The sequence below is a fragment of the Paenibacillus sp. GCM10027629 genome, from assembly GCF_042676425.1.
GTDB lineage: Bacteria > Bacillota > Bacilli > Paenibacillales > Paenibacillaceae > Paenibacillus_K > Paenibacillus_K terrigena.
This window is the reverse complement of the sequence record NZ_JBHTGZ010000012.1, coordinates 351,012-372,317: the sequence shown is the minus strand read 5'-3', so window position 1 is coordinate 372,317 and position 21,306 is coordinate 351,012. Positions and strand designations below refer to the sequence as shown.

Annotated in this window: 17 protein-coding genes; all 17 read left to right on the top strand. The window is 45.0% G+C overall.

The window, feature by feature from the left end; all coding sequences use genetic code 11:
- The first annotated feature begins 16 nt into the window (after positions 1-16).
- Entirely contained in the window at positions 17-571 is a 555-nt protein-coding gene (locus tag ACFQZR_RS22280) for a glycerol-3-phosphate responsive antiterminator (protein WP_379350006.1), read from the top strand.
- A 143-nt stretch (positions 572-714) separates the two neighbouring features.
- Positions 715-1,464 (top strand): glycerophosphodiester phosphodiesterase, encoded by a 750-nt coding sequence (locus ACFQZR_RS22275; protein WP_379350004.1) that lies wholly within the window; start codon positions 715-717, stop codon positions 1,462-1,464.
- A 435-nt stretch (positions 1,465-1,899) separates the two neighbouring features.
- Positions 1,900-3,216, top strand: a complete 1,317-nt coding sequence (locus tag ACFQZR_RS22270) for an ABC transporter substrate-binding protein (RefSeq protein WP_379350955.1) — start codon at positions 1,900-1,902, stop codon at positions 3,214-3,216.
- A gap of 129 nt (positions 3,217-3,345) precedes the next feature.
- A complete protein-coding gene (locus ACFQZR_RS22265) occupies positions 3,346-4,260 on the top strand; it encodes a carbohydrate ABC transporter permease (RefSeq protein ID WP_379350002.1) in 915 nt (304 codons plus the stop codon).
- 11 nt (positions 4,261-4,271) lie between these two features.
- Positions 4,272-5,105, top strand: coding sequence for a carbohydrate ABC transporter permease (locus ACFQZR_RS22260; RefSeq protein ID WP_018755956.1), 834 nt, complete (start codon positions 4,272-4,274; stop codon positions 5,103-5,105).
- Between the two features lie 20 nt (positions 5,106-5,125).
- On the top strand, positions 5,126-6,121 hold the full coding sequence (locus ACFQZR_RS22255; RefSeq protein WP_379349999.1) for a ComEC/Rec2 family competence protein: 996 nt from the start codon (positions 5,126-5,128) through the stop codon (positions 6,119-6,121).
- A 19-nt stretch (positions 6,122-6,140) separates the two neighbouring features.
- Entirely contained in the window at positions 6,141-7,130 is a 990-nt protein-coding gene (locus tag ACFQZR_RS22250; protein ID WP_379349996.1) for a serine hydrolase domain-containing protein, read from the top strand.
- 160 nt (positions 7,131-7,290) lie between these two features.
- Positions 7,291-9,741 carry a glycoside hydrolase family 2 protein gene (locus ACFQZR_RS22245; protein ID WP_379349994.1) on the top strand — a complete coding sequence of 817 codons (2,451 nt, stop codon included), beginning with the start codon at positions 7,291-7,293 and terminating at the stop codon, positions 9,739-9,741.
- Positions 9,742-9,828: 87 nt separating this feature from the next.
- On the top strand, positions 9,829-10,704 hold the full coding sequence (locus ACFQZR_RS22240) for an ABC transporter permease (RefSeq protein WP_379350953.1): 876 nt from the start codon (positions 9,829-9,831) through the stop codon (positions 10,702-10,704).
- A gap of 25 nt (positions 10,705-10,729) precedes the next feature.
- The gene (locus ACFQZR_RS22235; protein ID WP_379349992.1) at positions 10,730-11,623 is read left to right on the top strand and encodes a carbohydrate ABC transporter permease; all 894 of its coding nucleotides are present in this window, start codon (positions 10,730-10,732) and stop codon (positions 11,621-11,623) included.
- A 65-nt stretch (positions 11,624-11,688) separates the two neighbouring features.
- Entirely contained in the window at positions 11,689-13,317 is a 1,629-nt protein-coding gene (locus ACFQZR_RS22230) for an extracellular solute-binding protein (RefSeq protein WP_379349990.1), read from the top strand.
- Positions 13,318-13,432: 115 nt separating this feature from the next.
- Positions 13,433-15,766 (top strand): family 43 glycosylhydrolase, encoded by a 2,334-nt coding sequence (locus ACFQZR_RS22225; RefSeq protein WP_379349988.1) that lies wholly within the window; start codon positions 13,433-13,435, stop codon positions 15,764-15,766.
- Positions 15,767-15,902: 136 nt separating this feature from the next.
- The gene (locus ACFQZR_RS22220) at positions 15,903-17,477 is read left to right on the top strand and encodes a response regulator (RefSeq protein ID WP_379349986.1); all 1,575 of its coding nucleotides are present in this window, start codon (positions 15,903-15,905) and stop codon (positions 17,475-17,477) included.
- 26 nt (positions 17,478-17,503) lie between these two features.
- The gene (locus ACFQZR_RS22215; protein ID WP_379349984.1) at positions 17,504-19,222 is read left to right on the top strand and encodes a sensor histidine kinase; all 1,719 of its coding nucleotides are present in this window, start codon (positions 17,504-17,506) and stop codon (positions 19,220-19,222) included.
- A 400-nt stretch (positions 19,223-19,622) separates the two neighbouring features.
- Positions 19,623-19,763 (top strand): hypothetical protein, encoded by a 141-nt coding sequence (locus ACFQZR_RS22210; protein ID WP_018755945.1) that lies wholly within the window; start codon positions 19,623-19,625, stop codon positions 19,761-19,763.
- 9 nt (positions 19,764-19,772) lie between these two features.
- Complete coding sequence (locus tag ACFQZR_RS22205) at positions 19,773-20,714, top strand: ABC transporter permease (protein WP_379349981.1); 942 nt, start codon at positions 19,773-19,775, stop codon at positions 20,712-20,714.
- A gap of 4 nt (positions 20,715-20,718) precedes the next feature.
- Positions 20,719-21,306 (top strand): carbohydrate ABC transporter permease (locus ACFQZR_RS22200; RefSeq protein ID WP_379349979.1); only part of this gene is annotated, 588 nt, incomplete at its 3' end.

The window sequence follows — 21,306 nt, the reverse complement described above, 5'->3', positions numbered from 1 at the left end:
GAACAGAGGTGGCAGCATGTATCCTATTGTTGATTTGGTAGAACATCAAACGATTGCTGCAATTCAGAATGAGTCAGATCTGGAGCTTGCCTTAAACAGCCAGGTTAACATCATTTTTTTGATGGTCGGTTCGATTATGAATGTTAAACCGATGGTCGACCGGATTAAAGATGCGGGCAAACATGTTTTTCTGCACATGGAATTTATCGAGGGTATTGCGGCGGACCGCAGCGGCGTCGCTTACGTGGCGCAGCACATTAAGCCTACTGGCATTATCTCGACGCGGATCCACTTGATCCGGTTCGCTAAGGAAATGAAACTGATGGCCATTCTACGAACCTTTCTGATCGATCATAATGCGGTAACCAAAGGTATTAAGGCAGTCGAGCAATGCCAGCCGGATGCCGTGGAGGTTATGCCTGGGTTATTGCCTAAAGTAATTCGGCGGATGACGGATCTTACGCCATTACCGATCATCGCAGGCGGTCTGATTGGAACCCAGCAAGAAATCATGGATGCGCTGGAGGCGGGCGCACTCGCCGTATCGTGCGGTAGAAGTGACTTGTGGTAATTACATATTTCATATCATGTTACTCTCAAAGCGGACAGAGATGAAGAGAACCCCCTTTGGAGAGGCATTGCTTTATTTAAGCATGCCTTTTCCCGAAGGGGGTTTTTTATCACATAGAATTTTAACCAGGAGGATGATAGCTAATGAAATCACCAAGTTCCATGAATACCCGTACCCCCTTGATTATCGCACATCGGGGATCTGCAGGCGAAGCGCCTGAGAACTCGATGGCGGCATTTGAGCTTGCCCTTCGGCAAGGCTGCGATGCGATCGAGCTTGATATTCACCTGTCCAAAGATGGCGAACTGATCGTCTGCCACGACCGTACAATCGACCGTACAACCGACGGCTCCGGCGCTATACGCGAAATGACCGTTACCGAGTTGAAACAGTTCGATGCTGGACGATGGTTTCATGAAAAGTATGCAGGAGAACGGATTCCTCTCCTTAAAGAGGTATTTGACCTCGTACCACAAGACATCATGATCAATGTAGAAATCAAAGAAACGTACGAGGGGCAAATCGAAGAGCGGCTGCTGCAATTGCTGCGGGACAGCAATCGGCTGGCTCAAGTTGTCGTTTCTTCCTTTGACCATAAGTCGCTTCGTCGATTGAAGCACATCGAACCTGAAGTGAAAATCGGATTGCTCTATACAATGAACGCCGTGGATCATCATGAATTAGCTAATCTCATAGGGGTACCGGTCTACGCCCTTCACCCGTATGGCAAGCTGATTGACCAAGAAGATATTCTCCGTGCCACAAGCCACGGCCTGCAGGTATATCCGTGGACGATCAACACCAAGGATGCGATGCAGCAGGCGATCGATAAAGGCGTATCCGGCATCATAACGGATTATCCGGGTGTGTTGAAGCAGCTCTTATCTTCATAAACCCTATCGATGGGGGATTTTGTAATTAATAATTGACATCTTCTATATTATAGTAATATTATATTCATAATTGGAACATATTTACATCTATGTTTGATCTGTTCTAACCTAACTTTAGGAGAACCTCTACAACGAATTAATGTAGAATTTACAAATGGTTGTGATAGAGTTAACAAATGGTTGTTATAGTAGAAATATGGAATTGAATAGTGAATCCACATGATTCAATCGGGATATAAGGGCAGAGACAATGAGAAAACCCTACGGGCCGATAATCTTCTTCTTTGCGCTTCGGTGTTGGAAAGATTATTGCTCAGGGCTTTTGTTCGTTGTCTCTTTTTGCTGTTTTCCTTGTATCCCTATACCAATGATGAACGTCAATTCGACGTTACTCATACATAAACCCCATTTTTGAGAGGAGATTTACCCGTGAAAATGAAGCAGTGGTTGTTGCTCGTAACTCTGTTGATGATGACTGTCACATCAGCCGTTGGTTGTTCCAAGGGCCAGGCGAAGGATGAAGCAACGACGGTTCCGCCGGCACCGGCCCAAGAGGATAAGACACCGATTAAGATTCAATATTGGCATAGTCATGATGAAGATCAAACGGCGGGACTCGACTACATGATCAAGGAGTTTAATAAAAAATACCCGTACATTACGGTTGAACCGGTATTCCAAGGCGACTATGACGAGCTGCAGCAGAAGCTGATGGCTGCCGTTGCTGCTAAGCAAGTTCCAGCCGTGACGAACGTTGAAGTGGCGAAAGTTCCGAACTTCTCCGAAAGCGGCATGTTGGCGGATTTATCGCCTTACATCGCTCGCGATAAGATGGATACGGCTGACTTTTCCACAGGGATGTTGAAGGCTTACAACTATCAAGACAAGCAATACGGCTTGCCGCTTATCGTCAGTACGTCGGTATTCGTATACAACAAAACGATGTTTGACAAAGAAGGTGTTACCCCTCCGCAATCATGGGACGAAATTGAGGCGTTCGCGCAGAAGCTGACAAAGAAAGAAGGCAATAAGACAACGCGCTTTGCATTTTCCGTACCGGGCTGGTCCTCGTGGTATTATGACCCGTGGATTATGAATGGCGGTGGATCGGTATTGACTCAGGATAACATGTCTGCCATCGATCAGCCGGACAGCATGAAGTTCATGAATAAGTTCAAAGAGTGGAAAGACAAAGGTTACATGCATATCGGCTACGGCAAAGGCGCTTCCGATACAATGCGGCAGATGTTCTTCGACGGTAAAATCGGTATGGTGGAGCACACATCTGCGTTGATCAAATGGTATATGGAAAAAGCGAAATTCGAAATTGGCGTGTCCTTCTTGCCAGGTGATAAGAAGCGTATCTCGCAAATTGGTGGGGCCGGCATTGCCGTGATGGATATGGCATCGGAGAAAGAAAAAGAAGCGGCATGGAAATTCGTACAGTTTATGACGGCACCCGAGAACAATATCAAGTGGGCGGAGTTTACCGGTTACCTGCCAACTCGCAAGTCGGCGATCGAATCCGAGGAAGGCAAACAGTACTTCTCAAAATATCCGCAATATAAAGCTGTGTTCGATAACTTCGACAACGTGATGCCTCGTGATCAGCACCCGGCATATGACGAAGTCAGCGAGTTCTATGTGCAAGCATTAGGCAAGGTCGTTCTTGAGAACGCGGATGTCGAAGCGTCCTTCAAGGAAGCGGCCAAACAGATGAATGATGTATTGGCGGAATACGCAACAAAGTAGTCCTACCTGCTGCGTTATCGCTTTTATCGACGGTTCATTCGGCAGGAGGAGAGACATCGGTCTCTCCTCTCCTGTGCTTATATGACTGATGTTTGAACGAACTACACTTCATGGGATGGAGGGATGAGAATGAGTGGACAACTCACGCCGAAGAAAAGATTGCTAAGCTTTAGTACGCTCGAGAAATGGAAGGATTTTTCTCTAGCTTTGCCGGCATTGCTGCTGTTGGCGATTTTTACATATTTCCCGCTCATATCATCATTTTATATCAGTCTGACCAATTGGGACTTAATCAAGCCGATTAAAAAATTCGTTGGTTTACTGAACTACGAGCGGTTGTTAAAAGACGATCAATTTTATCGCGTGCTCAAGATTACGTTTACGTACACGGTTTTGGATGTGGCACTATCATTGTTGATCGGCTTGGGGTTAGCCTTGCTGTTCAACCATCGATCCAAGGCATTCGGTGCCATGCGATTACTTATATTTATGCCCTATTACATTTCGATGGTCATCGCATCGATGGTGTTCGTCTGGATTCTGAATCCGGAATACGGTGTGCTGAATAAGGCGCTCGAGGTGTTCGGCATCGACAAGGTCTTTTGGCTGAATGATCCGTCCACGGCGTTATGGTCTGTCGTGAGTGTGTCGGTGTGGAAGGGCGTCGGGTTTGTGATGATTATTTTTATTGCCGGCTTACGCAGCATACCGACGGAATATTACGAGGCTTCCAGCATCGATGGGGCTAGTAAATGGAGACAGCTTATTCACATTACAATTCCGCTTCTCTCGCCAACAACCCTATTTCTCATCATCACCTCCTTTATTTCTTCGATGCAGGTCTTCCAGTCTGTGAGTGTGATGACGGGTGGCGGTCCGTTAGGATCAACGAAGGTGATGGTCATGTGGATCTACGAAATGGCGTTCGTGCAATTCAAAGCGGGCAAGGCGTCCGCACTTGTTATTATTTTCTTCTTTATCATTATTTTCTTTACGTTCGTTCAATTTTCGCTGTCCAAGCGGAAGGTACATTATGAAGGATAGGAGATCAACAGATGTCGACTAAAGGACTACTCATAACGACGAGATATACGGTGGCGATCCTGATAACACTGCTGATGTTTTTTCCGATGTACTGGCTGCTGATTACTTCCTTGAAATCCCCGGATGAACTGAAGGCGGCGATCCCGACCTTTTGGCCGGAGCGGCTGGCCTGGGAAAATTATCGAGATGCGTTTCGCGCGGCACCGTTCGGGAGATATGCGCTTAATACGCTGATTCAAACGGTCGGTATTGTTTTTCTGCAATTGAATATTAGTTTGCTGGCAGCATATGCTTTCGCCAAAGGAAACTTCTGGGGCAGGGATAAATGGTTTTTCTTCGTCATTGCAGCGTTGATCGTGCCGGATCAGGTCACGTTCGTGCCTGTGTATGTGATGATGGCGAAGCTGGGATGGTTAAATACGTTTCTAGCATTGATCATTCCGAACGGTGTTTCGGCCTATAGTATTTTCCTCCTACGCCAAACATTTAAGTCACTCAACAACGATGTACTGGAGGCGGCAAGGGTGGATGGTTCGAATCGGTTACATATCATCTACCGCATCCTCGTGCCGATGGCGATGCCGACGGTGGTGACGGTCATTATTCTGAAGTTCATTGGCAGCTGGAACTCGTATTTCTGGCCGCTCATCATGACGAATACGAATGATATGCGCGTGCTGACGGTAGGGATCGCCATGCTCAAGAATTCGGTTGGCGGTTCGGAAATGCTGAACTGGCATTTGTTGATGGCAGGCAGTGTCATCGTCATTGCTCCGATCGTAATTCTGTTCGTTTTTGCGCAGAAATATATCGTTTCTGCGATGTCCCATTCTACCTTTAAGTAATGCCGAGAGGAGTGAAATGGATGTTCAGCTTAGATAAATGGCTGCGACTGGTGAAAAATGCTGCTGTCCTGGGTATGGCTGCTTTATTGCTTCTGTCGGGATGTTCAACAAACCATACCGATTCTACTAATCCAGTGCAGGTCGAGCCTGTTGTTCAAGTTAAACAGGAGGCTTCGAGAACGAATGACATATTCGATGCTGCCAAATACAAAGATCAACTGACGATTCGTTACTTTGATTTGCAATCGGCGGAAGACACCGGAGACAGCATTCTGATTGAGACGCCGGACGGTAAAACCATGCTGATCGACGCGGGGATCCCTCAGGTTGGTTCGCAAGTCGTGAAGTATTTGGATAAGCTTAACATTGAGAAAATTGACGTGGCTGTAAATACGCATCCGCATGCCGATCATATCGGCGGGTTCGCAGCGGTGCTGCAGTCCAAGGAGATCTCCACCATGGTGATGGAGAATTTGCCGTATGATTCGAACGCATACCGCAATGCCGTCCAAGCGCTGCAGGAGAAAAAGGTCAAAATCGAATATTTGGAGGATGGCGCAACGTTCCATCTCGGCAAGGATGTCTCGGTTGAAGTGCTGAATCCGCCGAAAGGCGCGCTGCCGGGTGCAGTTAAACGGTTCAGTTTTGCTGAGGTCAACAATCAAGCGATGGTCTTGAAATTAACCTACAAGGAAAAAACATTCTTGTTCACAGGTGATATTTACAAGGAGCGTGAATATCAATTGGTCGATAGCAAGGCACAGGCTTTGAAGGCGGATATGATGCACGTGCCGCATCATGGGAATAAGACGTCATCATCACCTTCTTTTGTTAAAGCGGTATCTCCGCAAATCGCCATTATCAGCAGCAATATTCTTCAGTCGTCGGATATCGTAAAGCGTTACGAGAATAATGATGCGAAGGTATATGTTACGGGACTGCATGGCAATATCTTGATTACGTCTGACGGCAAAGAAATGAATGTCATCACGGAAAAAGATTGGAGTGTTAAATGACAGTAGGGGAGGGGACAACATGCATTTGCAGCAAAAGTTCTCGGATCTGATGCATCGATTCGCGGAAGAAAATCATTTCAGTGGTACGGTACTCGCAGCGAAAGAAGGAGATATCCTTTACAAGGAAGCTTTCGGACTCGCGAACCGGGAGCACGAGGTTCCGAACCGGATCGGATCCAAATACCGGATCGCCTCGCTAACCAAAGCGTTCACGGCCTTGGCGATACTGCAGTTAGCGGAGCAAGGCTCCCTATCGCTTCAGGACAGATTAGGAACGTATTTGCCGGAATACCCTGAGTTGGACGAACGTATCACATTGCATCACCTGCTAACGCATACGTCCGGTATTCGTGATATTGAAGACGCACCTCAATTTACGGGACATTTGGAAAAGTTGTCTTACGATAAACCAGGTTTTATTGGATTGTACAAGGATTTGGCGCCCTTTTTCGCCCCAGGGGAGGGGTGGAAATACGGGAATTGCGGGTATACGATGCTTGCCTATATCATTGAGTCCATCTCCGGTATGTCGTATGAGCGGTACCTGCGCCAGCATATTTTCGAGCCGCTAGGGATGAACGATACCGGCTGCGATTCGCACACGAAATTCGTGAAGCATCGATCAGACGGCTATAGTACGGCTCACGGGGACATCGTTCCGGCGATGTATTATGATCTCGGGACCGTCATGGCGTCCGGGGATCTCTATTCTACGGCCTGTGACCTGCTGAAGTGGGACCAAGGCTTGTACACGGAAAAGTTAGTCTCTTCTGAATCCCTCCAGCTGATGTTCACCCCGCACGCGCATGTGAGCGGCCAGCGTCATTATGGGTACGGCTGGAACATCTATCCGAAATACGATGAGCATAAAGGTTGGCTTCCCGGGTATTGGTGCAAGATCAGACGTTATCCTGAAGAGCGAATCCTGCTCGTATTGCTCGCAAATCATGACTTTGTGCAAGAAGAGGACATAATGGACCAATTGAGCGCCTTGGTGTTCAGTGGGTAAAAATAGGCACGAGCTAAAATGAAAGTTCATTTCATTGAAGCACGTGTTTTTTTGTTTTGTTCGACTTCGTTGATAGAATACAGAAATCGTTGATGAGGAAAGTAGTTATACATATCGAGAAGCTATAAAATATGATTCATAATGGAGGGGGCTAGTCACAATGCAATGTTCGAATCTCAGTAGAATCACACAAAATTTTAACAGGGACTGGATGTTTATCCTTGAAGATAAATCGGGGGCTGAGCAGAAGCAATTTCCCACCGAAGGATGGGAAAGCGTTTGTTTGCCGCACACACCTAAAATTGAATCCCTTCACGTGGATCTGCACTATCAAGGTCTTTGCTGGTATCGTAAGCGATTTCTTGCAGACGAAGCATACAAAGGAAAGAAGCTTTACATTGAATTCGAGGCGGCCATGCATGAAGCTCATGTATGGATTAACGGAACTTTCAAGCTGGTTCATAAAGGCGGTTACTTGCCGTTTATGATCGACATCACCGAGGATGTTGAATTCGGGGCGGAGAATGTGATTGCCATCCGGCTCGATAACCGCAACAACGGTGCAATACCACCCGGCAAGCCGCTCGAGAGTCTGGACTTTTCGTACTTCGGCGGACTGTATCGCAACGTGAAGCTCCATATCATGGACAAACTCCACGTTACTGATGCGGTATATGCGGGGAAACCGGCGGGAGGCGGGGTCTTTGTCAAATATTCGAACGTCTCGAAAGCAGCTGCTACCGTTGAAATACAGACTCACGTGCTGAATGAGCACGAAAATGGCAAGGATGTCAAAGTCGTGACATCGATCTTGGACAAGCAAGGCAGAATCGTTGGGACGACAGAAAGCTTAATCGTAAGCGTTACTGCTAACGGGGATCACATATTCGCACAAATGATTACGCTTACGAACCCTCAGCTTTGGCAACCGGATCATCCTCATATGTACACGTTGTTAACAGAAATTATCGATGGTGACGGTCGAACGGCAGATGAACTTCGCACCCCAATCGGAATCCGCACGATTTCGTTCAGCAAGTCGAATGGCTTTATGATCAACGGGGAAAGATTGGTCATCCGCGGGACGAACCGCCATCAGCAATATCCATATATCGGCAATGCGGCTTCGAACAACGCTCAATACCGCGATGCGTTGAAGTTGAAGGAAGGTGGATTCAATTTCGTTCGGCTCGGACATTATCCGCAGGCTCCTGCTTTCCTGGATGCTTGTGATGAACTCGGACTGATGACGGTTGAACCGGTTCCTGGCTGGCAGTACTGCGAGGTTGGAGAATTCCAGGAGATCGTCAAGCAGAATATCCGGGATATGATTCGCCGCGATCGGAATCATCCATGCATGATCATGTGGGAGGTCAGTCTGAATGAGACCTATAACAGACGGCAAGGCGCGACAGACGAATTTTTCCGCGAATGCCATCTGATTGCTCATGAAGAATATCCGGGAGATCAAATGAACACATCGGGAGATACAATCGGTAGGTTAGACCCTGCCTACGTCAATTACGACGTACCTTATACCATGTGGGAAGACAGCAACTTATCCCGTCCATTGGAGGATGTCCTGCCTGACAAGGGAGGATTTGATAGGGAGTACGGGGATTATGAATTTGGCGGTCATGAGAGTACGAGTCGTGTGCCGCGCGGCGCTGGAGAGCAGAAGCTGCTGCTGCAAGCGTGGAATTATCAATGGTCGCTGAATCGGAACCGTGGCAACCGCTGGTCGCTGGGAGACGCTTCTTGGGTGGGTATTGATCATAACCGAGGCTGCTATCCGCGGGTGGCGGAATGCGGAGCGTTAGATACCTTCCGTTTGCCTAAATACGTGTATTATTTCTATCAGAGTCAGAGAAGACCGGACGTTATTCACGATCAAATCGATAGCGGACCGATGGTGTTCATTGCGAATGAATGGACGGAACGTGTCTCACCGGCCAAGATTGTCGTGTATTCCAACTGTGATGAGGTCGAACTGTTTGTTAACGGAAAATCGGTGGGTGTACGGAAGCCTGACCAAGGACCCGACACGGAATACGGTGAACGTGTAACGGGCTATGAAGTCGATTATTGGCTGACCGACGAGGAACAGCATAAGTGGAAAGAAGGCAGTGTGGAGTCTAAAGACGACACCGGCATTGTGATGGTAAACAGACATGATGGAGGGAATTGCCGCAATCTAGCTAGGGCGCCGTTTACGTTTGAAGGCGTGACCTATGAACCCGGAGAACTGACAGCAGTTGGACGAATCGAAGGCATGGATCAGGCCGAATTCACCGTGCGTACACCGCTTGATCCTGTAACGATCTCCATTCGAATCGACACAAGCGGCAAGGAACTTGTGGCAGACGGATCCGATTTTGTCTTCGTCTATGCGGAGATTCAGGATGCGAACGGAACAATCGTAACCTCTGCCAATCATGAAGTGACTTTTGAAGTGGAAGGATCAGCTGTCATTATTGGCGAGAATCCGGTTCAGGCCGAAGCGGGCATCGCGACAGTACTGCTGCAATCGCATCCGATACCTGGCGAAGTGATCTTGACTGCCCATGCGAAAGGATTATCCTCAGCCGTCACCATATTCACAATTAAATAGAACATTTGGATTCAACAGTACTTCACAGAATAGCAGGTGGTGAGTCGTTTGAATAGACGTTTAATACAGCAGTGGGACCTGCAAATTATGGCCATCCCTGCGATCATCATGATCATTATATTTTCTTATATCCCCATGTGGGGTGTCCTTACCGCGTTTCAGGACTATAGTCCGGCGAAAGGTTTTTTTGGAAGCGATTGGGTAGGATTCAAACATTTTAGGATGTTTTTTAACGCTCCAGAATTTTGGCAGATCATGCGGAACACGATTGTGATCAGTCTTCTGAAGCTGTTCATAGCGTTTCCTGCGCCGATCTTTCTGGCATTGATGCTGAATGAGGTGAAAAACGCGTTCTTTAAGCGGTTCGTTCAGACGGTCAGTTATTTGCCCCATTTTATTTCGTGGGTTATCGTGTCGGGATTCGTCATCTCCTTATTGTCGGTTGATAACGGCAGTGTGAACATCCTGCTGCAGAAGCTTAACATCATCGATGAGCCTGTCCATTGGCTATCGATTCCCGAGTACTTCTGGAGTATTCTGATCTCGTCGGGAATCTGGAAAGATATCGGCTTCGGTGCGATCGTTTATTTGGCAGCAATTACGGGAGTTGCCCCCCACATGTACGAGGCGGCTTCGATTGACGGCGCTGGCCGGATGCGGCAGTTAGTATCCATTACAATTCCGTCCATCGCACCCGTGATTATCATATTCCTCATTTTGCAGGTAGGACAAATCTTAAATGCAGGCTTCGAAGAAATATTGCTGCTTACCAATCAGGGGCAGAACGTCGTATTGCGGCCTGTGGCGGAGACGATCGATACGTATGTCTATCGTGTTGGAATCGAGAATTATCGCTTCTCCTATGCGACGGCGGCTGGTTTGTTCAAGGGCGTGATCAGCGTCGGATTGCTTGTAATCGCGAACTGGATCACTAGAAAACTGGGGAACTCAAGCTTATGGTAACGAGCTTCAAGAAAGGAGGAAGCTTGTGAAACGCTCACTCGAAGATAATATAATCGATATTGTGGTATACGCAATCTTGTTGTTGCTTGCCATTGTCACTTTGTATCCGTTCTGGAATTCTTTGGTCATTTCCTTTAATGCAGGAAATGATACGGCGGCTGGGGGCGTTACCATTTGGCCGAGAGAATTTACACTCGAGAACTATAAATATGTTTTCAAGGACGCCCGATTAGTTAACGCTTTCTGGATCACGGTTGCAAGAACCGTTATGGGAACCGTCCTATCGATTCTGTTTACCGCCATGTTTGCTTACGCCATGTCCAGGCGTGGATTGATCGGCAAAAAGTTCTATATGATCCTGTGCGTCATTACGATGTATTTCAGCGGAGGTCTCATCCCGAGTTATCTATTAATCAAGGATTTGCAATTGATGAACACCTTCTGGGTAATGGTTATACCTGGTCTCATCAGCGTTTGGAATATGATCATTTTCCGCACCTTTTTCCTAGGGCTCCCTGACGGACTGGAGGAATCGGCCAGAATCGACGGATGCAATCACATCAATACGTTTTTCCGAATTGTTCTGCCGGTATCAGGACCGGTCATCGCAACGCTATCGCTGTTCACGGCGGTCGGTCACTGGAACTCATGGTTTGATGCTTCAATTTATATCTCGAATCAGAAATTGTTGCCATTACAAGTTATTCTGAACCAAACCATACAATCGATTTTATCATTTGAATCCTCAACGGTGATCAGTGCGACCAAACAGGAATTTCTGCAGAACGCGCAGAGCGTCACGCATAAATCTATCGTTATGGCGACTACGATGGTAGCAACCATTCCAATTGTTATGGTGTATCCATTCGTGCAGAAGTATTTTGTCAAAGGGGTACTTGTCGGATCATTGAAAGAATAGGGAGATGTTATACGCCGATAGGTGATAATATATAAGAAGATTGTTCGAGAGGGGTAATCGAAACAATGAACAAGAAAAAATGGCTGACCTGTTTATTGGTTACGATTCTATCAGTCAGTACACTGTTATCTGGATGCGGAAGCGACAAAGACGAGAGCAAAGCTGCAACAGAGAATGGTAATGCCGGAGAAACTGCAAGCCAAGACCAACCGCTAGAGTTTTCGATGTACAATTTTGATGACGGATGGCAGCCCGCTCCTTGGGGAGAGACGGTTACGACCAAGTGGATTCGGGAAAACAAGAAGGTGTCCATAAATTATCTTCCAACGAACGGCAACGCCAAACAACGATTCAACGCCATGTATGCTAGCGGCGAGCTGCCTGAAGTGATTTCGCTTAGTCCCGGACCCGAGCTGGATCGGTTGATCAGTGAAGGCCAATTGGTGGAGCTTGATCCGTATCTCGACAAATATCCGAACCTGAAGAAGGCTGCTGGCGACCAGATTATCAACATTAACCGTTCGGAAGACGGCAAGCTGTATGTCTTTCCGGAATGGTATGTTGGTGGCGATCATATGAACGGGAACGGCGGTTGGGGCATCAACCGGAAAATTTATAAAGAAATGGGCTCGCCAAAGCTGGAGACTTTAACTGAACTAGAGAGCTATCTGCGTGCAGTGAAAGAAAAATATCCGAATGTAATCCCGCTTGAAGTCGGCGCTCCATACGATATCAAGATGATGTATTCCGCGTTTAAAGAGAACGGCACGCCGTATTTTGCGAGCAGAATGTTCTATCCGGAAGGCAACACGTTGAAGCCAATTACGGAAGACCCTGCTTTCAAAGAGTTTATGCTGTTCGCTAGCCGATTGTATCGCGACAAGCTGATGACCCAGGACGTGTTCACTCAAAAGGCTGATCAAATGATAGAGAAGCTTAGCCAAGGGAAAGTTGCTGTTTCCATTAGTACGAACTTATCGGGCAGAGCGCGTGTTCCGAACTCTACGCTCCGCGCACAAGATCCGGATGGTGGATATGAATTTATTTGGCCAATCCACAAAGAAGGTTTGGACAAGAACAAAATTTATCCTAACTATACAGGTAGAGAAGGCGGCGGCAAAATCGTCATTACGAAGAATGCGAAAGATCCTGAACGAATTTTCGCTTATCTGGATTGGGCGACAAGCAACGAGGGCCAGTCAGTTCTCTGGTTTGGACCTCCGGGATTCCTGTGGGATACGAGGGACGAGAACGGAATTCCAATCCCTAATGACAAATACAAAACGATGGACAAAGCAGAATTGGACAAGCTGCACATTTCCGACAACATGATGGCCGGAAATGCAACTTGGGTCGATCTAGCCAAAGTAGCCAGAGAAAGTCTTCTTCCTAAAGAGCAGCAGGATTTCCAAACGCAGCAGCAGGTGAACTTCGCTTGGAAGACGTCTATGGATATTACAGCCTTTGCGAATACGGACCCGCAAGGGGATTCTGAAGAAGGCATTATTCTACAGTCGGTGAAGGATATGTTTGATCAAGCGTTCTCCACCATGATTTATGCCAAGAATGACGCGGAAGTAGAGTCGATCTTGACCAAGACGAATGAAGAAATGCAGAAGCTTGGTTTCCCTAAAGTACTCGATTACGTACAGAAGAAATGGCAGGATAACCTGAAAAAAATAAACGGTAAATAAATACAGGTTTGTCAAATATAACAGTATTCTAGTGGTGTATACTCTTATATTTTTTGATATATTTTTGCCTATTGCGTAATATCGTGATTCTAAAAAAATGGAGGTACTACGAACGATGAGAAGAGAAGTTACAGATCATGCAACTCCTACAATGATTCCTACCAATGGATGGCTTGCTGACAATGGGAATGGTACTTATACAAATCCGATCATGTGGGGTGACTATCCGGATAATGATATTATAAGAGTTGGCGACACCTATTATATGTCATCAACCAGTATGCATTTATTCCCGGGATGTCCAATTATGAGTTCTAAAGACTTAGTGAATTGGGAATATGAAAGTTATGCTGTTGAGCGAATGGAAGGCGACGAATACGACCTTATCGATGGTGATGTCTATGATGAAGGTCCATGGGCAACGAGTTTAAGATATCATAACGGTAAATTCTATCTTATGTTTAATATCAATAGAGATGCTGCATATGTAAGTATTGCAGATAGCGCAAAAGGTCCATGGACACTGTATAAACTGGAAGACGAACTTTATGATCCAGGATTGATGTTTGACGATGATGGGAAAATCTATGTCGTGCATGGACAAGGAGTACTCTATCTGAGTGAGTTAGAGATCATAGATGAAGTAACAGGCCAATTATCTATCATATCTAAGAGAGAACCTGATGCCAAAAGAAACGGGAAGATGATTTATGCTTATCCAGTTCCCGGTCATCGTTACAATGGGTATAATGAGGGCGCACATGTATATAAAATTAATGGTTTTTACTATATTCTAACGACGCCGATTTGGAAGCATGGCTCCAAAAAAGAAATTGCCATTCGAACAAAGGATTTAGCAAATGGACCTTATGAAGTTGAAGATATTATGACAAGCTTTATGAATTTCTGGGGTAATGGCATTCATCAAGGGGGAATTGTTGATGTTCCTCAGAAAGACGGCACGTCCGAATGGTGGGCAATCATCTTCCAGGACCGATCGAAGCTAGGCAGGGTCCCTACGCTGCAGCCTGTCGAATGGAAGAACAGCTGGCCGTATATGGGGCAGGTTGATGGGGAAAAAGCTGTCGTTACGCATAGAAAGCCGAATATCCCGAATATAGGTTATGTTGAACCTAAGGCACTCCCAACGTCGGATGATTTTAGTGCGAATACGTTAGGGCTGCAGTGGCAATGGAATCACAATCCGGATAACAAGAAATGGAGCCTGGAAGAAAGACCTGGATTTATGCGGCTACATACATCAAGCGTGACTGATAATTTATCCTATGCCAGAAATACGCTCACGCAACGCGTCGTTGGGCCGGATTGTGTAGGGACCGTGAAGCTCGATGTGAGTCATATGGCGAATGGTGATGTAGCGGGTCTATGTTTGATGCAAAAAGAATTTACTTTTATCGGAATGAAATATGATGAAGGTCATCAGTCGATCGTGATTAACGATAATTCGATTGAGCATGCAGTCGTGACCTTACCCAAAAGTATTCAAGAAGTATGGTTTAGAGCTGAGACGCCAAGAAATGAATATCGAATGGAGTTTTCCTATAGTATAGACGGCATCCACTTTACAAGACTTGGTGGAAGATACGATATGCAATATGGAACCTATGTCGGAATGAGGTTCGGTATTTTCAATTATGCAACCATCAAGCTTGGCGGATATATAGATGTAGATTCCTTTGAATTAACAACGACAGAAAATCAGGGGAACCTCTTTGGCATCAATAGAAAGATCGATGCGGAGCGCTATGATGATCAAAAGTTTGTATCCGATAAGGAACTGCAAATCAACGCCAAAACAGAATGGACAAGTGATGATGCAAACCGTGAATATGATCTAAGTATATCTAATCTGAAAGACGGAGATTGGTTGCAATATGATCAGGTTGATTTCGGTGCTGGTGATGCAGCATGGTTTAATGCACGAGTAGCAAGTTCATTCACTGGAGGTACGATAGAGGTAAGACTTGACAGCATTGATGGTCATTTAATAAGTACATTTCCTATTCCCAATACAGGTGATATCAACCAGTATGTCAATGTGAAGAGTAACCTTACTACAAAAGTTACTGGAATTCAAAAGGTATATCTTGTGTTCCATGGTGCGAGTCACGATCTGTGCAAACTGAACTGGTTTATGTTTGGTTCCGGAGAATTTCCTCAAATCCCTCCCATTCCAGAGCATTTGACCGTTGTGTGTGAAAATGAATCCATTCTAAATATAAAATGGGATGAATCACCGGGAGCGCTACAATACGACATGATGTTTGATGGCAGTGTTATTAGCAATGTTACTAGTGATTTCTCACAAACGGGTCTCTCACCGCACTCCAGTCATACGGTACAGGTAAGGGCTAAAAACGTTGCTGGTTATAGCGAATGGAGTAATGAAGTTAAAGCTGAAACATGTTCAGAAGAAGTGGAAGGATAATCTGATCTGATTAAAAAGACAAATAGTAACAAATAGTAACAAATAGAAACAAATACCTACAGATTTGTTGAATGGGAGAGTATACTATCATAGTATACTCTCATTTTTATAAGGACTGATTGCCATATATAACGTATTGCTAGTAGATGATGAACAGTTAGATTTGGAAGTATTGCAGCGTTTTACCCCTTGGGAGCAGCTTGACATGGCGATCGTTGGTGCTGTACACGGGGGAGGGGCAGCCTTGAACCTGTTGCGTGAACAGCAAGTTGATATTCTGATCACCGATATCCAGATGCCGATTATGTCTGGATTGGAGCTGGCCGAGCAGGCCAGAAGCTTGCTTCCCCATTTGAAAATCATTTTTATTAGTGGACATCAGGATTTCCAATATGCCAAAAGAGCGATTGCGATGAATGCCAGTTCTTACATTCTAAAACCTGTGGATGATCAAGAGCTGCTGAACACGCTGCAGCTTGTCAGAGAGCAATTGAAGTACGAACGGGAACAAATGAAGAAGAAAGAGCAGCTGGACTCATCGATTCCGCTGTTGCAGAATGAAATGATGCATCAGTGGCTTCGGCGGACGATCGATTATAGCACCCTGTACAGACTTTATGAGAGAAGCGGAATCTATTGGCATAGCGGACCATGCTGCGTTGGTATTATCGAAATGGATGACATGGCCTGGAAATTGAAGGCGTTTTCAGATGATCAGCGAAGATTCGCCATCGATCATGGATTTCGGTTGATCAGTGATTATCTTCAAGACCGGCAGCTGGGGATTTATTGTAAAACAGGTGATGACAAAGTTGTCATCGTCATTAACGCTGCAAGGCTCAATGCTGCGGAAGCGATGCAGTCTTTGGTTGAACATGTCTGTAACCATTCCAATTTGACCATTACGGTTGGACTGGGCTCAGAGGTCGCCTCCCTTCAAGACGCCCCTGAGTCCTACCTACAAGCCCGAGAGGCGCTTGCAACGAAAATGTTCATCGGCAAATGTCGGGTCATCACGCAGGAGCAAACGGCGGGCGAGATCGTTCAAACATCGCTTAACCTGGAGCAGATCATGGACAAGATGTTTGAGGCCACCGCGAACTATGACCTTGTACGCATTCATGACAGCTTGGAACAGCTTTTCGAATTGGTGCAACGCCTTAAGGACAAGTTATCAGTTTATAATTTTGCGTTGTATGTCGTTTCCAAAACGGATTTTTTCCTGCAATCACTGAACGTCAGTCTATATGACCTATTAAGCATCGAAATGAAAAATTTGAACATACTGTACGATTTTGAGACGATTGACGACATCAAGTCGTGGCTACGTAAGCAATTGTATGAGGTTTCTGAGCATTTGCATAACAAGAAGAAAAATCCGAACCGGCAGCTGATTGATGAAATTGAAAGATATGTTGAAGCGAATCTGGTAGAATCACTGCAGCTCAGGAATGTAGCCAAGCTATTCGGATTTTCACCCAACTATTTGGGTTATTTGTTCAAAGAGGTAACCGATGAACATTTTAGTGATTTTGTCACGAAGAAACGGATGGAGAAAGCGCGGGAATTACTTCAGGACCCGAAATTGAAAATATTTGAAGTGGCGCACCTGGTAGGTTACCAGAATCTGACGATGTTCAGTAGAAATTTCAAGCAAAGTTTCGGTCTTCCGCCGGTCGATTATCGTAAACAAGGCCGTGGTCAACCATGAAACGGTTTACTTTCAGATATAAATTAATGGCATCTTATATGCTCCTGGTTATCGTGCCAGTTATTACGATCGGTTATTACGCTTATAATACCTCTGTACAATATGTAAAAGAACAGACGGTTCAAAATGTGAAAAGCACGTTAAAGCAGGCTAACGATAATGTTGAGAGAAGAATGAAAACGGTAGAGCAGGTCGATAATCAGCTTTATCTGGACCAGTCGCTGCAGCGGGCATTAAATAAACGCTATGAGCCCTTGGAAAGTTATCAGACCGTTACGGAAAAGATCATCCCAAAGCTGGAATCGGCATTGAACTTGTCTCCGAATAACGTCGTGATTGATTTGTTATTGCATAATGAAAGCTTACCGGAAATTTATGATACAGAGACCGGCGAAGACCCGCTCTTGAATGGCAAACGGTACAATCTGATTCATTATCATCGCATCGAGCAGTTGGATTGGGTGAGAAGTTTTGATGACATGCCTGTAGACTCCATATGGATGCAGGTTGGTTCGGATTCGAAGTTTGGGAATGTTTCTTGGCTTAGAAAGATGATGGATTTCCAGACCATTAAGCCGATTGGTACGATGCGGATTACCGTCAAAATGGATGATTTATTCGGGAACCTGAATTATAGCGACAGCAGAGATGGCATCCCAGGGTATTTCGCCGTGATCAACGAGCAGAACGAAACTGTATACGAGAATAGGAGCAATCCGCTCCCGCAGCATTGGCAAGCTGAGGCGGAAGCTTATATGCAAATTCATGAGCCCATCGACGGAACAAAATGGCGTATTATGGCGCTTGTTCCGCTTCAGGGATTGGAACATGCTGCGCAGAAAGTAAAGAATGTTACACTACTCGTCTGTTTAGCAAGTTTTTTGGTACTCGTGGTGATCAGCGCGATAATATCGAATACGTTTTCGAAGCAAATCTCCAGGATTGTTCGCTCACTCCGAGCCTTTCAGGAAGGGAACTTTGCGAAGCGGGTCCAATCTTCTGGCTCGGATGAGTTTGCGCAAATTGCCATAGCATTTAATGAAATGGCTGAGAATATAGAAGACCTCATTCAGGAGGTCTATATCAGCAACTTGCAGAAGAAAGAAGCCGAGCTGGATGCACTTCAGGCTCAAATTAAACCGCACTTTTTGTACAATACATTATCTTCGATTAGCAGACTTGCGCGTTTAGGCGAAACGGAGAAGCTCCACCAAATGGTCACAGAGCTGGCCATGTTCTATCGTCTAACCCTGAATCAAGGGAGATCGATCATCCCGATTCGCGAGGAAATTCAGCAGGTCCGTTCATACATTGGCATTCAAAAGATAAAGCATGTCGACAGGCTGGATGTCAGCTATGACATTCAATTCTCTGTCTTGGAATACGATACAGTGAAGCTGATTTTACAGCCGTTCGTTGAAAATGCCTTGGAGCATGCCATGTCCGAAGAGCCCCTTCATATCCGAATCATCGCCTATCAGGAAGAAGGAACCATCGTCATGAAAGTCATCGATAACGGCGTCGGGATGAGCGAGGAGACGGTGAGGAAAATATTTGGATTTGAAGGTCAGAATATTGGTTATGGAATCCGAAATGTGAATGAACGGATCAAGCTGCAATTCGGAGAATCGTTCGGTATCACGATTGAGAGCGAATTGGGTGTAGGGACGACGGTTCGCGTTGTTATCCCTTTATACCGGGAGCTGCCTGTTCTAACCAGCGACAAGGATGGAGAGTTGATCTAATCAGCCCTCCATTTTTGCATTCTATCAACTGCATATTGAAGCCCAAGTTCAGGGGGACATCGCGCTAAAAGGTTAGCCAATTCTGGCTGACCTTTTATTTTTTCTTTTTTTTCACTCATTGCGATGAACTTAGTTGATAGAGTGCAGAAATCGTTGCTGAGTGCAGTATTTTTCTATATCAAAAACCCATAAAATGTGATTAATTAGGAGGCTGATAAGCGCAATGACATATTTTATTGTTACGGAATAATTCGTAAAATAAATCAAGAAATCTAAATTAATGTCATTAACTTCACATTGGCGGGAGAGTAAGATTTAAGTGTTAATCATGACATGGATTCATTGATATTCACGACATGACGTGAATCCGCTTACATCTAAGAAAGGGGGGTGTCTTGGCATGCAATTGACTAAAAACGGGGATAGGACCTGGTACGGCTGCCGACCTTCATACGCGAAAGGTGTTCTTCCAACCAAGGGTATCGAGTGCAGCGAATGGGTGGGACTCAAGCAGTTCGAACGATTCAAAAATAGGGGATGAGGTGAACTCTTGTCGACGACTATCGAAAAAATATCTAAAAAGTCATTTATTTCTAAGTTAAATTACGATTGGAAATGTAACCGCTTTCTCTTACTGATGTCGCTTCCAGGGTTAATCATGATTGCCTTGTTTGCTTATTATCCTATGGTCGGTATCGTAACTGCTTTTCAAAATTACAGTTTGTTTTTAGGAATTAAAGGCTCTGAATGGATTGGATTTGACAACTTTGTTCGGTTTTTTAATGATCCAAACTTTTTTAGAATTATAAAAAACACGTTTGTTCTAGGTCTTTTTAACTTGCTTTGGTCTTTTCCCGCACCTATTATTCTGGCTTTGTTGATTAACGAAGTGATACATCCAAAAATTAAGAGATTTATTCAAACCGCTACGTATTTACCTTATTTTATTTCGATTGTTGTCATCGTGGGCATTATGAAATCCATGTTTAGTGGTACTGGTATTGTAAATGAATTGTTAGCCAATTTCGGTGTTGAGCCGATCCAATTTTTTAACGAATCCAGTTACTTTAGAAGCTTGTATGTTGGCTCAGGTATTTGGCAGGAGATTGGTTATTCCAGCATACTCTACTTGGCGGCTATTACAGGGATTGACTCAGAAATGTATGAAGCGGCTAAGATGGATGGCTGTTCTAAGTTTAAACAGATTTTTCACATCACCCTGCCCAGCCTCCGCCCAACCATCATTACTTTGTTAATTTTATCCATTGGCGGTATTGTCAGCGTTGGATTCGATAAAATTCTGTTAATGTATAGCCCTGCCACATATGATGTTGCCGATGTTATTTCTACTTATGTTTACCGTAAAGGGATAATCGACCAAGATTATGGATTTTCAAGTGCGATTGGGTTGTTTAACAGTTTGGTTTCCATTGTTTTTGTATTTGGAGCAAACTATTTTTCCAGAAAACTTCTAAAGGAAAGTTTATGGTGATGTCATGAAAAAGAATCCTCACAAAATCAAAGAACCACTGGGAGATCGTGTCTTTCTTTCCGTAGTGTACATCATTTTGGCTTTTGTTGTACTAGCTATGCTCTATCCCTTTGTTTACGTTGTGTCTGTGTCTATTAGCGATCCTGCAGAAGTCATTGCGGGGAAAGTTACTTTTTTTCCAAAAGGTTTTGATCTAGGTGCATTCAAGACCATGATCAACCATCCTATTTTTTTCACGGCATATAAAAACACGATTGTGTATACTGCGCTTGGAACGTTTTTCACCTTGTTTTTCACAGCTATAACAGCATATCCACTTTCCAAAGATAAGTTTCAAATGCGTTCATTTCTCTCCAAGGTGTACCTTATAACCATGTTTTTTGGTGGCGGTATGATTCCAACCTATCTGGCTTATAAGTCTCTGGGTATATTAGACACCATTTGGGTTATGGTTCTTCCGGGGGCGTTGTCCGCATGGAACATTATTCTCATGAGATCCTTCTTTAGGAATATACCGGAAAGCCTAAGTGAATCTGCTTACATTGATGGGGCCACGGATCCACAAATATTAGTAAAGATCATTTTGCCACTT